Below are 13,508 nucleotides of genomic sequence, written 5' to 3' on the forward strand. Positions count from 1 at the left end.
CCGCACGGGCGCGCCTGCGGCCGTACGCGAAGAATTTCCGGCTCGGCGGGAAATGGTGGGCTTCCTCGACACATAGGGAGGGTGTCCGTATCCCGCTGAGTGAGGAGAATCAGTCGTGGGAACCGCCCATGGATGATGACCGGGAGGCCTTCGAGGCCGTCTACCGGGCCGCGTACCCCGCGATCACCGCCTACGCCGCACGCAGATGCGACTCGCCGCAGGACGCGGCGGACGTGGTGGCGGAGACCTTCGCCATCGCCTGGCGGCGCGTGCGTGACATGCCCGCGGGGGATGAGGCCACGCTGTGGCTGTACGGCGTGGCCAGGAACGTCCTCGCCAACCACCGGCGAGGCGAGGGGCTGCGCAGGGCGCGGAACGTGGCGCTCGACACCGAGATGGCGAGCCTGTACGCGGGCGCGCCCGACGGGACGGCCGAGATGAGCGCGATCGGGCAGGCGTTCCGGTCGCTCTCCGAGGACGACCGCGAGCTGCTGTCGCTGGTCGCCTGGGAGGGCCTGGACCGCGAGGAGATCGCCACCGCGCTCGGGGTGTCGCGCAACGCCGTCCGCATCCGCCTGTACCGCGCCCGCAGGCGCTTTTCCCAGGCCCTGGCCCAGGCCGGGGTCCACACGACGGAGAGCCGGCTGATCCCGGCTGGGAGGTCACTGTGATCAACGACGACCGCACCACGACCCTGCTGGGCCCGCTCGCCCGCGTCGCCCCGGGGGCGCGCGGCCTGGACGCCTCCACACCGGGGGCCGGCGAGCTGCTGGACTCGATCATGACGGCCGCGCCCGTGCCCGCCGCGGCCCGGCGCCCCCGGTACGGCCTGCGGCGCCTCGCGGTGGGGCTGGCCGCGGCGGCCGTGCTCGCGGGCGGCATCGTGGTCGGGCCGAGCCTGCTGGAGGACGGCGGCGGCGCGACGTCGTACGCCAGCTCCGAGATCGACGTCCGGCGGGAGGGGGACGAGTACGTCGCCCTGATCAAGGACCCGTACGCCGACGCGGGCAAGTACCAGAAGGCGTTCGAGGCCGTCGGCATGAACGTCGAACTGCTCGTCGTCCCCGTGTCGCCGAGCCGCGCCGGCAAGGTGGTGGAGTTCGGCCGCGAGACGACCGGCGACCACGAGAACGGGCGCGAGTGGACCACCGGGATGGTGGACGCCCAGGGCCGCGACTGCCGCGCCGGGCAGGGGGACTGCCGCCTCCTGCTCCGCTTCCCGGCGATCGAGGGCGGCAAGACCGTCGTCAAGCTGGGCCGCGAGGCCCGGCCGGGGGAGACCTACGACAGCCCCGGCCGCGCCGTGAAGGAGGGCGAGGACCTCGCCGGGGCCGACGTGTACGCCCGCAAGGTCTCCGACGTCGTGGCGCAGGCCCGCGAGCGGGGGGTGAGCGTCGAGTACGGCCTGCTGATCCCGCACGGCCCCGACAAGGGCTACCACGTGGACCCGATCACCCCGGACCGGGTGGGCGGCGACTGGACGGTCTGGGAGGCCGAGTCGGTCAAGGACGGCACGGTCCGGCTGCTGGTCACCCGCGAGCGCCTGGACTACAACCCGGTCTACGGCATGGACCTGCAGGAGAACGGCCGCCCCAAGCCGTGACGGCCGGGCCGTGACGCCGGAGCCGTGACGGCCGGACCGGGGGCCTCCTGAGATCCGGCACGGCTCTCGCTCCGGCACGGCTCTCGATCCGGTACGGCTCCCGCCGGCGCGCGGGAGCCGTACCGGATCCGCGGCCCGCTCGACGGGCGGGACGCGGACGGCGAGAGCGCGGGGCGCGTCTCCCGCCCCGGCGTACGGGGACCGCCGGGGCGGGAGACGCGCGTGACGGGAGGTCAGAAGCGCGGGGGCTCCATGTAGTCGCCCCACTCGTCGCGGAGGGCGCCGCAGATCTCGCCGAGGGTGGCCTCGGCGCGGCACGCCTCCAGGATCGGGCCGATCATGTTGGCGTCGCTCCGGGCGGCCTCGATCATGCGGGCCAGGGCGACGTCCACGGCCGCCTGGTCGCGGGTGGCGCGGCGCTCGGCGAGGACGCGCTTCTGCTCCACCTCGACCTCGTGGCTGATCCGCAGGATCTCCAGCGGCTCCTCGACGGTCCCGGTGTGGCAGTTGACGCCGACGATCTTCTTCTCGCCCTTCTCCAGCTTGCGCTGGTAGTCGAAGGCCGCCTCGGCGATCTCCGACATGAACCAGCCGTCCTCGATGCCGCGCAGGATGCCCGAGGTCATCGTGCCGTCGGTCCCCATCTCGCGGATCTTGGTGAAGATCGCCTCCGCCTCGGCCTCCAGGCGGTCGGTCAGCGCCTCGACGTACCAGGAGCCGCCGAGCGGGTCCACGACGTTCGCGACCTCGGTCTCCTCCATGATCACCTGCTGCGTGCGCAGGGCGATCTCGGCTGCCTTGGCCGAGGGGAGCGCCAGGACCTCGTCCAGCGCGTTCGTGTGCAGGCTGTTCGTGCCGCCGAGCACCGCCGCCAGCGCCTCGACGGCCGTCCGGACGATGTTGTTGTCCGGCTGCTGCGCCGTCAGCGAGACGCCCGCCGTCTGCGTGTGGAAGCGGAGCCACTGCGCCTTCTCGGACTTGGCGCCGTACACGTCCCGCATCCACCGCGCCCAGATGCGCCGGGCCGCGCGGAACTTGGCGATCTCCTCGAAGAAGTCGATGTGCGCGTCGAAGAAGAAGGACAGCCCCGGCGCGAACCGGTCCACGTCGAGCCCCCGGGACAGCCCCAGCTCGACGTAGCCGAACCCGTCGGCCAGCGTGAACGCCAGCTCCTGCGCGGCCGTGGAGCCCGCCTCGCGGATGTGGTACCCGGACACCGACAGCGGCTTGTACGCCGGGATCTCCGCCGCGCAGAACTCCATCAGGTCGCCGATGAGCCGCAGGTGCGGGTTCGGCGGGAAGAGCCATTCCTTCTGCGCGATGTACTCCTTGAAGATGTCGGTCTGCAGCGTCCCGTCCAGCGACCCGATCGGCACGCCCTGCCGCTCGGCCGCGACGAGGTACATGCAGAAGATCGGGATCGCGGGCCCGCTGATCGTCATGGACGTCGTGACGTCGCCCAGCGGGATGCCCTCGAACAGCTCGTCCATGTCCGCCGCCGAGTCGATGGCCACACCGCAGTGCCCGACCTCGCCCAGCGCCCGGGGGTCGTCGGAGTCGCGCCCCATCAGCGTGGGCATGTCGAACGCCACCGACAGCCCGCCGCCGCCGGCCGAAAGGATCATCTTGTAGCGCTCGTTGGTCTGCCTGGCGTTCCCGAACCCGGCGAACTGCCTGATCGTCCACGGCTTGCCGCGGTACCCCGTGGCGTACAGCCCCCGGGTGAAGGGGAACTCCCCGGGCCACCCGATGCGCTCGAACCGCGGATCCGGGGCCGCGGGGCCGTACACGGGCTCCACCTCCAGCCCGGAGAGGGTCGTGAACTCCCCGTCCCGGACCCGTGAGGCGTCGTACCGCGCCTGCCAGCGTGCCCGTCCGGCCGTGATCTCGTCCATGCCTGCACCCATACCCGGCTCCATACGACCGATAGTAGGACGTCCAACTATCTTCGCGGAACCCCATCCCGTACGGCATTCCGCGGGGCGCGGCGAGTGGGGCGAGCGGGGCCGGGAGGGTCAGGGGGCGAAGTCGCCAGCGGCTATTCGCAGGGTGCGCAGGGCGTCGAACACCGCGGCCAGTTCGGACTCATCGCACGCGGCCATGCCGAAATCGGCCGCCATGAGGTCGGCCGTGGCGCGGCGCACCACGTCGCGGCCGCGGTCGGTGATCTCGGCGAGGACGCCCCGGCCGTCGCGCGGGTTGGGGCGGCGGCGGACCAGGCCGGCGCGCTCCAGCCGGTCGATCGTGTTCGTGACGCTGGTCGGGTGCACCATCAGGCGCTCCCCGATCTTGCTCAGCGGCAGCGACCCGGCCCGGCTGAACGTCAGCAGCACCAGCGCCTCATAGCGCGCGAAAGTCAGGTCGTACGGCTTGAGCAGCGCGTCCAGCTCGGCGATGAGGATCTGGTGGGCGCGCATGATCGAGGTGACCGCGGCCATGGCGGAGGGCTCGCCGAAATGGTGACGCCATTTCTCCGAGGCGCGCTCGATCGGATCGAAGGGAAGTCCAAGTGCCCTGGCCACCCGCCAACGTTAGCGCGTCGCGGAAGCGAGTCCTTTCCCCAAGGTCCTGACGGTAAACCTCAAGCTCCGTTACTGTATGGACCTCCGAAGGTGTGGCGACGGCAAAGACGTTTCCTCACATCGGAATGGTCCCGCCGCGTACGGGGGGTCGTACGCGGCGGCGGTGACCATGGCGGTTAACGATGGGGATGCCGCCTGACAAAACACGAGGGCACGGGGGTTCTCTCATGTTCGTTCACGTATCCGGCACGACCGATCCGACCCGCCCCAGCCGGGCCGCCCTGCGCGGTCTCCGTGGCGCGGGTCGTGCGTGATCATTCGGGCGTTCTGGACAGCGAAGTCCGGCGCGGCGCGGCGCTCGCGTCGGTGGTCCTCGCCGGGCTGGGTCTGTTCGCTGCCTGGACCGTCCTGATACCAGGGGTTTCGCACTGGGACAACGCGGTCGCCGCGCTCATCGAGTCGCTGCGGCTGACCGGTCCCGTCGCCGCCGCGTTCGCCGCCTGGGCGGGGGCCCGGCGCAGGCGGACCGGCGCGGCGCCGTCGCTGCGCGCGCCGCTGTCCGTGCTCGGCTTCGCCGCCGGCGCGTTCACTGTCACCACGGGGGTGCTGGCGGTCAAGACCGTGCTCGGCGGCGGGGGCGGCGGACCGGCCGCGGGCGGCCTGCTCGTGGCGCTGGCCGGCCTCGGCGCGCACGTGGCGGTCGGCTGGGCCGCGGGCTGGGCGGTCCCGCGCGCGCTCACCCCGCCGCTGGTCGGCCTGGCCTGCTACGGCCTGGTCGCCTGGGCCGCCGGCCGCCAGGCGTGGTGGAGCCTGCTCGCGCCGCTCACTCACGAGCGCGAGGAGGTGCGCGACGTCTTCGAGCGGTTCCTGCCGGACCTGTTCCTCGACCAGGCCGTGTGGCTGGCCGGGTTCGCGGCCGTCGTGCTGCTCGGCTGGCTGGCCGCCGCCGCGCGCCGCCCGATGCTGATCGCGCCGATGCTGCTCGCCGCGCTGGCGGCCTCGTTCGGCCTCAGCCGCGTCCACCTGGAGTACGGCACCGCGCGGCCCGCTCCCGTGGCGTACTCCTGCCGGGAGTGGCCGATCACGGTGTGCGTGCACCCGGGCATGCGGCCGGGGCTGCCGGAGCTGGGGGAGGAGTTCACCGCCGTCGCCGCGCGGCTCAGCCGTACGCCGATGGTGTTCACGCGGGTGGAGCAGCGGCCCGGGGACGAACGGTCGGCGCTGCCCCGGGGGACGGTCGCGATCCGGGTGGACGACCTCGCGCCCGGGTTCGCGGCCCGCGCCGCCGCCGACTTCGTGCGGCGGATCGCGCCGTGCTCCGACGACTACAGCGGCATCGTGACGTCGTGGCTGGCCGGCCGGCCGCTGCCGGGCGGGCTCAGCGCGGGGCAGCGGCACGCGGCGGCGTGGTTCGGCTCGCTGGCCGAGCCGGTGCGGCGGGACTGGCTGCGGCGGCACTACCTGACGTTCACCCAGTGCCGCCTGAAGCCGTCCCACTTCAGCGGATTCCGGCAGAACCTCGCGCTCCCGGTGTCCCCGCCGAGCGCCGCGCCACCCGCGCTGGGCTGGCGGTCCAGCGAGGACGCGGGCGGCTGGGGGGACACACCCGTGTACGCGCAAGTGACGGCCGCCGGACACCGGGAATGATTCGCGTGTGCGAGACGCCAGAACGAGATCCCCCCGGCGCGCGCTCCTCGCCGCGCTGTTCATCTTCATCGCGCTCCTGGCCGTCGCCGCCGCCGGGTTCGCCGCCTACAACCTGGGCTGGCTGAACCCGTTCGGCGAGCGCGCGGTCGACCGCAGCCAGCCCGTGCTGCTCAAGTCCATCCAGAACATGGCCCGCTTCCAGGCGGCCAGCGGAGAGTTCCAGGTCGTCGTGGACCTGGAGAGGGACGCGCGCTTCCTGCCCGACGCCATCCGCGGGGAGCGCACGCTCTTCGTCGGCGCGGGCACCGTGGACGCCTACGTCGACTTCTCCGGCCTGTCCGGCGACGCGGTGACGGTCTCCCCGGACCGCACGTCCGTGACCGTACGGCTGCCGCGCGCCGCCCTGGAGAAGCCGAACCTCGACAACAAGAGGTCGTACGTGTTCGCCAGGCAGCGGGGCATCACGAACCGGATCGAGGAGTTCCTCTCCACGAAGCCGGCCAGCCAGCAGGAGCTCTACATCCTCGCCGAACGCAAGATCGCCGAAGCGGCGGCGGCGAGCGAGCTGCGCGGGAGGGCCGAGCAGAACACCCGGCTGATGCTGGAGAACCTCCTCAAGTCCCTGGGGTTCACCCAGGTCACGGTCACGGTGCCGCCCGCGACCTGACCTCCGCCGCCCGTGCCGCGGCCCGGCGGGGCCCGCCCCTCCGCCCGCCGCGCACGGCCGCGGACCTGCCGGCGGCGGCGCCCGGCGGGCGCGGGAAACCCCGCCCGCCGGGCGGCGCGGCCGCGTGCCCGCCGTACGGCCCGGCGTTCCCGATCGGCGCGCGGGCGGGACGGATGGCCGAGATCTCCGTCGCGTACGGCAGGATGGGATGCATGAGGCCATCGGACTTCACTCGACCCGGTTCGCTCTACGGGGCCGTGGACCTCGGCGCGCGCAAGGCCGCCGCCGAGAGCGCCGCGCGGCGCCAGGCCGCCGCCTCGGCCCCCGGTCAGGGCGGAGCCGGATCCGCCGTCATCGACGTCACGGACGCGACCTTCAACACCGACGTCATCGAGCGGTCGATGCGCACCCCGGTGCTGCTCGACCTGTGGGCGACGTGGTGCGAGCCGTGCAAGCAGCTCAGCCCGGTGCTGGAGAAGCTGGCCGCCGAGGCCGCCGGCAAGTGGGTGCTGGCGAAGGTGGACGTCGACGCCAACCCCCAGATCGCCCAGGCGCTGCGGGTGCAGAGCATTCCGACGGTCTTCGCCATCTTCCAGGGCCAGCCGGTCAGCGGCTTCCAGGGCGCGATCCCCGAGCAGCAGATCCGCCAGTGGCTCGACCAGCTCTTCGAGGCGCTGGCGCAGTACCTCCCGCCCGACGCCGGTGAGCCCGGGGCCGAGGCGGAGGCCGCGCCGCAGCTCGACGAGGACGCCTACGCCGCCGAGGAGGCCATCGCCAGGGGCGACATGGACTCCGCCGCCGCGGCCTACCGCCGCCTGCTGGAGCGCAACCCCGGCGACGAGGCGGCCAAGGCCGGGCTCGCCCAGGTCGAGCTGGTCAAGCGGGCCTCCTCCTACAACGCGGCGGACGTGCGCCGCCGCGCCGAGGACCCGGCGGACGTCCAGGCGCAGTGCCAGGCGGCCGACCTGGACGTGGCCGAGGGCGACGTCGAGGCCGCGTTCAACCGGCTGATCGCGGCGGTCAAGCGCACCTCCGGCGAGGACCGCGACACCGTGCGCAAGCACCTGCTGGGCCTCTTCGAGGTCCTCCCGCAGGGCGACCCGCGCGTGGCGACGGCCAGAAGGGCTCTCACCAGCGCCTTGTTCTAGCCCGGGCGGGCGGTCCCGCGCGACATACTGAGGTCCCGGATGCCCCTGGACGCCAGTGTGATCGGAGTGATTGGACCGCCGTCATGGACGCTCACGCCTCCGGCCCCGCACCTCCCGACCCGGCGGGCGCCCGCACACCTGAGCAGTACGTCGCCAAACTGGCCGAGCTGCGCACGTGGGCGGGCGCACCCAGCCTCCGCCGCCTGAGAGTCCTCGGCGGCACCACCCGCGCTCCCAACGGCGACGAGGTGGACCTCCTCCCGCCGAGCACCACCAGCGCGGTCCTCGCGGGCAAGCGCCTGCCGCGGCTCCCGCGCCTGGACTTCGTCCGCGCCTTCGTCGCCGCCTGCCTCCAGGCCGCCGGCTACCCGGCCGAGGCCGCTCCGGTCGTGCAGGCGCGCTGGACCGAGGCCTGGCGGCACCTCGCCCAGCCCGCCGCCTCCCCGGAGCCGCCGCCCGTCCCAGAGCCGTCGGCTCAGGCGTCCCCCCAGCGGTCAGCCCAGTCGTCCGACCAGCCGTCCGCCCAGCCGTCCTCCTCCGCGGAGCCGGCTCCCGGGCCTGCGGCGGCCTTCGCGGCGGACTGCCCCGTCCACACCCCGCTCGGCGATCCGGTGCGGTGGACCGCCCCGGACACCGTGCCCGGGGATCCGCGGCCCGGGCGGGACCCGGATCCCGCCGCCCCCGCCGCGCCGCCTCCGGGCCTCCGCGCGGAACCCGCCCACCTGGAACCGGCCGGGGCGCCGCCTACGCCGGATCCCGCCGCCCCCCGGCCTCCGGCCGCGTCCGCCGCGTCCGCCGCGTCCGCCGGGAGCGTCGGTGACGCCGGTGACGCCGATGACGCCGCCCGGGGCCGTACGGCGGGCGGGCCGGCCGCGCGCGGCACGGCGGATCCCCGGCGGGGAGACGCGCCCACGCCGGCGCCCGCCGCCGGGCCGGAGCCGGCCGCCCCCGAGCCCGCCCACGCGGACGGCGCCGGGCGCGGAGGATGGATCCTGGGCGGCACCCGGGTGCTGGCGGCGGTGACGGTGCTCGCCGTCGGGGCCGCGGGCGCGTACCTCGTGCACCGGGTGGCCGGGGACGACAGGCCCGTGGCGGGGAGGAACGCCCGCCCGGTCGCGGGCACGGGTCCCGGCGGAGTGACCGGGATCTCCGGCTGGTGGCGGCTCGCCGAGGCAGCCGGGGCAGCCGGGGCCGCCGTCGCCGACGCCTCGGGGCGGGGCCGGGCGGCGCGGCTGACCCGGGCCCTGAGCGCGCGGGGGACCCTGGACGGGGCCTGGGCCACCGTCGACCCGGGCGCGACCCAGGCGGACCGGGGCTTCACGCTGGCCGCGTGGGTGCGGCTGGACGCCGGGGACCGGTGGGCGACCGTCGCCGGGCAGCGGCGGGACGACTTCAACTCGTTCGTGCTCGCCTACGCCCCGGAGACGAAGTCCTGGGCGTTCTTCACCCCGCTCGCGGACGGGGAGACCTCCGCCCCCTTCTGGGCGCAGTCGGTCGACCAGGTGCGGATCGGGCGGTGGACGCATCTGGCCGCCGTGCACGACCGGGACTCCCGGCGGCTGCTGCTGTACGTGGACGGCGAGCTGTCCGCGGTCGCGCGGTCGCCGGAGGAGGGCATCGCCCCGGGCCCGCTCGACATCGGGGTCGCCTACCAGGAGGGGCGGCCCATCGACCCCTGGCAGGGCGCGATCTCGGACGTCGCCGTCTTCGGGCGGCCGCTGTCCGCCGAGGAGATCCACCGCGTACGGCTGGCGCAGCGCCATCCGTGAAGGCGCGCATCCGTCAAGGCGCGCCGTCCGTGAAGGCGCGCCCGCCGCGACCAGGGGGGATGGGTCGCGGCGGGCCGGGCCCGGGGGGTGGCCCGCGGAGGGGGGTGGTGGCTTCTCGGCGGCCCCGCTCCTCAACCGGTCAGCAGAGGCTGGCCCCGTCGAAGGTGCGGATGCCGCGCGGGACCTTGTGGCTGATGGTCACGCCCGGCGCGACCGTGCGGCAGGAGCCGTCCGCCCCGTGCGCCCAGACGATCTTGAGGTTGAGGGCGCGGCGGCAGTCGTTCCTGGCGTAGCCGGTCTTGGTGATCCTGCCGACGCGGTGCCAGACCGCGACGCAGGACGGGGCGTTGCCGGCGCGCGCGATCGCCGTGACCGCCGCGGGGGCCCGGGCGGGCTCGGCCTGCGCGGCCGGGACGGAGGCGAGGCCGAGTCCGGCCGAGGCCATCACGAGGAAGGCCGAGGTGGTGAGCCAGGCGGGCTTGGTGATGTTCATCGCGTCTCCTTGTCCGGGGTTGCGTTCCGGGTTTCCGCCCCGGGCCGGGAGCCGGTCCGGGGCGGGGCCCGTGGTGTTCGGGAGTGGTCGGGACCTGTGCAGTCGCCTGTCGCGTGGCCGGTGTCGCCCGGCGCGGTATCGAGGTCATCGCACGCCCGGCCGTACCACAAGGCGGGGAACGGAACGGGACGGATCTGCACGCGGGGAGACGCCCGGGCAGGCCGCGCGGGACGGGACGGGACGGAGCGAGACGCCGCGGGACACCGTGGGACGGCGCGGGACACCCCCGGGGCGAGGGCGCGCGCCCGGCGGGACACCGGGGCGCGCCGGGGGACCGCGTGGGAGGTGCCCGCGGCCGCCCGGGACGGCGCGGGCGGGACCCGCGCGCCGGAGGGCGGGCGGAGCTGCGATGACGCGCCCGTTCCGCTACTGGCACCGGGGGCCGCGCGGGGCTAGCCTCGGGGGAACTATCACTGCTGGGAAGTGATGCGCGGTGCGAGTGGTGACCATCTCGGCGGGCTACGGGACCGGCGGCAGCGTGATCGGGCCGGCGGTGGCCGAACGCCTCGACGTGCCCTTCGTCGACCGGGCGATCCCGAGCGCGGTCGCCGAGGAGATCGGGTGCTCCCTGGAGGAGGCCCTGGCCCACGACGACCGGGCCGAGCACGGGCTCGGGCGGCTGTTGTCGGGGGCGGCCCGGCTGCCGACGGTGACGTTCGGCGGCATCGACGTGTACCTGCCCGAGGCGTCCTACACGCCCGAGGAGGAGTTCGTCGCGCGCACCGAGAAGGTCATCAAGGAGACCGTGCGCCGCCGCGGCGGCGTGGTGCTAGGGCGGGCCGGCGCGATCGTGCTCAAGGACGAGCCGAACGCCCTGCACGTACGGCTGTGCGCCCCCGTCCGGCGGCGCGTCGCCCAGACGATGGCGATCAGCGGCGTGAGCGAGCGCGAGGCCCGCCGCATGGTGGAGGAGACCGACCGCGCCCGCGGGGCGTACGTCAAACACTTCTACCGGGCCGACATGACAGACCCCTCGCTTTACCATCTGATGATCGACAGTACGGTCATCGCCGTCCCCGCCTGCGTGGACATGATCGTCACCGCCGTGGAGTCCCTCGACCGCTGACCCGCCCGGCCGCGCCCACCGTACGGCCCGGGCGGTCCCCGGCCCGCCGTACCCTCGGATCGATCGATTCGTGAGCATGCCGCCGGGGATGGCACGATGGGAACCCCGGCTTTCGCAAAGGAGCGGTAGACGTGGCCAGCGTGCCCAGCGTGTCCTATTCGATCACCGTGCGCCTAGAGGTGCCCGCGGGCGGACGGGCCGTGAGCCTGCTGACGCACGCGGTCGAGAACTCCGGCGGCATCGTGACCGCGCTCGACGTCACCAACGCCGGGCACGAGAAGCTCCGCATCGACGTGACCTGCGCGGCGCGCGACACCGAGCACGCCCAGCAGATCGTGGACGCCCTCGACGCGGTCGAGGGCATCGTCATCCACAAGGTCAGCGACCGCACCTTCCTCATGCACCTCGGCGGCAAGATCGAGATGCAGTCCAAGGTGCCGCTGCGCAACCGTGACGAGCTGTCCATGGCCTACACCCCCGGCGTGGCCCGCGTGTCGATGGCGATCGCCCGCAACCCCGACGACGCCCGCCGCCTGACCATCAAGCGCAACAGCGTCGCCGTGGTCACCGACGGCTCCGCCGTGCTGGGCCTGGGCAACATCGGGCCCGCCGCCGCGCTGCCGGTGATGGAGGGCAAGGCCGCGCTGTTCAAACGGTTCGCCGGCATCGACGCCTGGCCGATCTGCCTGGACACCCAGGACGTCGACCAGATCGTGGAGATCGTCCGCGCGATCGCGCCGGGCTTCGGCGGGATCAACCTGGAGGACATCTCCGCGCCGCGCTGCTTCGAGGTGGAGCGGCGGCTGCGCAAGCTGCTCGACATCCCGGTCTTCCACGACGACCAGCACGGCACCGCGATCGTGGTGCTCGCCGCGCTGACCAACGCGCTGCGCGTGGTCGGCAAGTCCCTGGCGGACGTCCGGATCGCGATGGCGGGCGCGGGCGCGGCCGGGTCGGCCGTGCTCCGGCTGCTGCTGGCGGCCGGGGCCAAGCACATCGTGGTCTGCGACTACAAGGGCGCGGTGCACCTCGGCCGCGACGACCTGGACGAGTCGCTGCGCTGGATCGCCTCGAACACCAACGCCGAGGCCTACAGCGGCGACCTGCGCGGGGCCGTGCGCGACGCCGACGTGTTCATCGGGGTCTCCGCGCCCGGCATCCTGACCGGCGACGACATCGCGACCATGGCCAAGGACGCCGTGGTGTTCGCGCTGGCCAACCCCGAGCCCGAGGTCGCGCCCGACGACGCCCGCGAGCACGCCGCCGTGGTCGCCACCGGCCGCTCCGACTACCCCAACCAGATCAACAACGTGCTGGCGTTCCCCGGCGTCTTCCGCGGCCTGCTCGACGCCCAGGCCGACGAGGTGACCGACGCCATGCTGCTGGCGGCGGCGGGCGCGCTCGCCCGGGTGGTGACCGACGAGGAGCTCGGCCCCAACTACATCATCCCGAGCGTGTTCCACCCCGACGTCACCACCGCCGTGGCGGCCGCCGTACGCGAGTCCGCGGGCGGGAAGGTCCGCAGCACAGAGGCGTGATGGGCGCGAACGCGGGAGGCATGATGGATTCATGCCGGACGTGATCCGTGTGGGCGGCCTGCTGGTCGCGACGCCGCTGCTGGAGGACCCCAACTTCCGGCGCAGCGTGGTCCTGATCGTCGAGCACGACGGCTCGGGCAGCACGCTGGGCGTCGTGCTCAACAGGCCCACGGAGATCGAGGTCACCCAGGTGCTGCCCACCTGGGGCGGCGTCGTGACGGGGCCGTCCGTGGTGTTCCAGGGCGGGCCGGTCCAGCTCGACAGCGCGCTGGGCCTGGCCTCCGTGCGCGGCGACCGTGAGGAGCCGCTGGGCTGGCGGCGGCTGCTCGGGCCGCCGTTCCGGCTGGGCGCGGTGGACCTCGACGCGCCCCCCGAGGTGCTGGCCGCCGAGATCGTCAGCATGCGAGTCTTCGCCGGCTACTCCGGCTGGAGCGCGGGCCAGCTCGACTCGGAGATCCGCGAGGGCGCGTGGTACGTCGTGGACGCGCTCCCCGAGGACGCCTTCAGCGGGGACCCCTCGCGGCTGTGGCGCGACGTGCTGCGGCGCCAGGGCGGGGAGCTCGCGTTCGTCGCGAACTGCCCCGACGACCCGACGCTAAACTGAACGGGTGAGCACGAAGATCCTGCCGGAGAGCGACACGCGTCCGGACCTGTCGCACGGCGACGGGGACCACGAGCGCTTCTCCCACTACGCCGACAAGGACAAGATCACCGAGAGCTACGTCACCGGTGCTCCGGTGCGGGCGCTCTGCGGCAAGGTCTGGGTGCCCAGCCGCGACCCGAAGAAGTACCCCGTGTGCCCCGAATGCAAGGAGATCTACGAGGGGCTCCCCAAGGGCGAGGACTGATCCCGCCCGATCCCGGCCGGGGCGCGGCACTTTCCGCGCCCCGTGAGGGTCAATTCCACGTGTTGTTCGCCCCTGGCCGAGCCCTGACACGTTAGCGTCGGCAGGGTTGGATCAGCGCGTGGGGGAGCGCGGATCCCCTGCGGGGGC

At 74.0% G+C, this 13,508-nt stretch carries 13 protein-coding genes; 10 read left to right on the forward strand and 3 right to left on the reverse strand.

The annotated features are described in order from the left end of the window. Nucleotides 1–128: 128 nt before the first annotated feature. Together D5H75_RS29900 and D5H75_RS42010 are read left to right on the forward strand one after the other, a co-directional pair. On the forward strand, nt 129–671 hold the full coding sequence (locus D5H75_RS29900) for an RNA polymerase sigma factor (RefSeq protein ID WP_119929904.1): 543 nt from the start codon (nt 129–131) through the stop codon (nt 669–671). Next, the gene (locus tag D5H75_RS42010) at nt 668–1,603 is read left to right on the forward strand and encodes a hypothetical protein (RefSeq protein ID WP_202638628.1); all 936 of its coding nucleotides are present in this window, start codon (nt 668–670) and stop codon (nt 1,601–1,603) included. The genes D5H75_RS29900 and D5H75_RS42010 overlap by 4 nt, the downstream gene beginning before the upstream one ends. A gap of 233 nt (nt 1,604–1,836) precedes the next feature. On the opposite strand, the gene D5H75_RS29910 is transcribed toward D5H75_RS42010, so the two are convergent. Both D5H75_RS29910 and D5H75_RS29915 read right to left on the reverse strand, forming a co-directional pair. Next, nucleotides 1,837–3,510, reverse strand: coding sequence for a coenzyme B12-dependent isobutyryl-CoA mutase large subunit (locus D5H75_RS29910; RefSeq protein ID WP_242454606.1), 1,674 nt, complete (start codon nt 3,508–3,510; stop codon nt 1,837–1,839). 108 nt (nt 3,511–3,618) lie between these two features. Next, complete coding sequence (locus D5H75_RS29915; protein WP_242454607.1) at nt 3,619–4,125, reverse strand: MarR family winged helix-turn-helix transcriptional regulator; 507 nt, start codon at nt 4,123–4,125, stop codon at nt 3,619–3,621. A gap of 306 nt (nt 4,126–4,431) precedes the next feature. Here D5H75_RS29915 and D5H75_RS29920 point away from each other — a divergent pair, with 306 nt between their 5' ends. The 4 genes from D5H75_RS29920 to D5H75_RS29940 all read left to right on the forward strand — a co-directional run bounded on the left by D5H75_RS29920 (nt 4,432) and on the right by D5H75_RS29940 (nt 9,356). Beyond that, nucleotides 4,432–5,772, forward strand: coding sequence for a hypothetical protein (locus D5H75_RS29920; protein ID WP_147425309.1), 1,341 nt, complete (start codon nt 4,432–4,434; stop codon nt 5,770–5,772). A 7-nt stretch (nt 5,773–5,779) separates the two neighbouring features. Further along, nucleotides 5,780–6,439, forward strand: coding sequence for a DUF4230 domain-containing protein (locus D5H75_RS29925; RefSeq protein ID WP_242454608.1), 660 nt, complete (start codon nt 5,780–5,782; stop codon nt 6,437–6,439). 212 nt (nt 6,440–6,651) lie between these two features. Beyond that, nucleotides 6,652–7,587 (forward strand): tetratricopeptide repeat protein, encoded by a 936-nt coding sequence (locus D5H75_RS29935; protein ID WP_119929909.1) that lies wholly within the window; start codon nt 6,652–6,654, stop codon nt 7,585–7,587. An 83-nt stretch (nt 7,588–7,670) separates the two neighbouring features. Beyond that, nucleotides 7,671–9,356 (forward strand): LamG domain-containing protein, encoded by a 1,686-nt coding sequence (locus D5H75_RS29940; protein ID WP_119929910.1) that lies wholly within the window; start codon nt 7,671–7,673, stop codon nt 9,354–9,356. Between the two features lie 139 nt (nt 9,357–9,495). Here the strand turns inward: D5H75_RS29940 and D5H75_RS29945 are convergent, their stop codons facing one another. After that, nucleotides 9,496–9,849: a hypothetical protein gene (locus tag D5H75_RS29945; protein ID WP_119929911.1), complete on the reverse strand. Its 354-nt coding sequence runs from the start codon at nt 9,847–9,849 to the stop codon at nt 9,496–9,498. A 493-nt stretch (nt 9,850–10,342) separates the two neighbouring features. Here D5H75_RS29945 and D5H75_RS29950 point away from each other — a divergent pair, with 493 nt between their 5' ends. The 4 genes from D5H75_RS29950 to D5H75_RS29965 all read left to right on the forward strand — a co-directional run bounded on the left by D5H75_RS29950 (nt 10,343) and on the right by D5H75_RS29965 (nt 13,361). Further along, entirely contained in the window at nt 10,343–10,975 is a 633-nt protein-coding gene (locus D5H75_RS29950; protein ID WP_119929912.1) for a cytidylate kinase-like family protein, read from the forward strand. 131 nt (nt 10,976–11,106) lie between these two features. Further along, the gene (locus D5H75_RS29955) at nt 11,107–12,513 is read left to right on the forward strand and encodes an NAD-dependent malic enzyme (protein WP_119929913.1); all 1,407 of its coding nucleotides are present in this window, start codon (nt 11,107–11,109) and stop codon (nt 12,511–12,513) included. A gap of 31 nt (nt 12,514–12,544) precedes the next feature. Further along, complete coding sequence (locus D5H75_RS29960; RefSeq protein WP_119929914.1) at nt 12,545–13,117, forward strand: YqgE/AlgH family protein; 573 nt, start codon at nt 12,545–12,547, stop codon at nt 13,115–13,117. Nucleotides 13,118–13,121: 4 nt separating this feature from the next. Beyond that, nucleotides 13,122–13,361 carry a DUF3039 domain-containing protein gene (locus tag D5H75_RS29965; RefSeq protein WP_119929915.1) on the forward strand — a complete coding sequence of 80 codons (240 nt, stop codon included), beginning with the start codon at nt 13,122–13,124 and terminating at the stop codon, nt 13,359–13,361. The last annotated feature ends 147 nt before the right edge of the window (nt 13,362–13,508 follow it).

Origin of the sequence: Bailinhaonella thermotolerans, from assembly GCF_003594875.1 — a bacterium.
GTDB lineage: Bacteria > Actinomycetota > Actinomycetes > Streptosporangiales > Streptosporangiaceae > Bailinhaonella > Bailinhaonella thermotolerans.

Excerpts from the sequence above, each read along its gene's own strand:
- D5H75_RS29960 (WP_119929914.1), top strand. The coding sequence starts at position 12,545 with ATGCCGGACGTGATCCGTGTGGGCGGCCTGCTGGTCGCGACGCCGCTG.
- D5H75_RS29900 (WP_119929904.1), top strand. The coding sequence starts at position 129 with ATGGATGATGACCGGGAGGCCTTCGAGGCCGTCTACCGGGCCGCGTAC.
- D5H75_RS29935 (WP_119929909.1), top strand. The coding sequence starts at position 6,652 with ATGAGGCCATCGGACTTCACTCGACCCGGTTCGCTCTACGGGGCCGTG.
- D5H75_RS29910 (WP_242454606.1), bottom strand. The coding sequence starts at position 3,510 with ATGGGTGCAGGCATGGACGAGATCACGGCCGGACGGGCACGCTGGCAG.
- D5H75_RS29945 (WP_119929911.1), bottom strand. The coding sequence starts at position 9,849 with ATGAACATCACCAAGCCCGCCTGGCTCACCACCTCGGCCTTCCTCGTG.
- D5H75_RS29940 (WP_119929910.1), top strand. The coding sequence starts at position 7,671 with ATGGACGCTCACGCCTCCGGCCCCGCACCTCCCGACCCGGCGGGCGCC.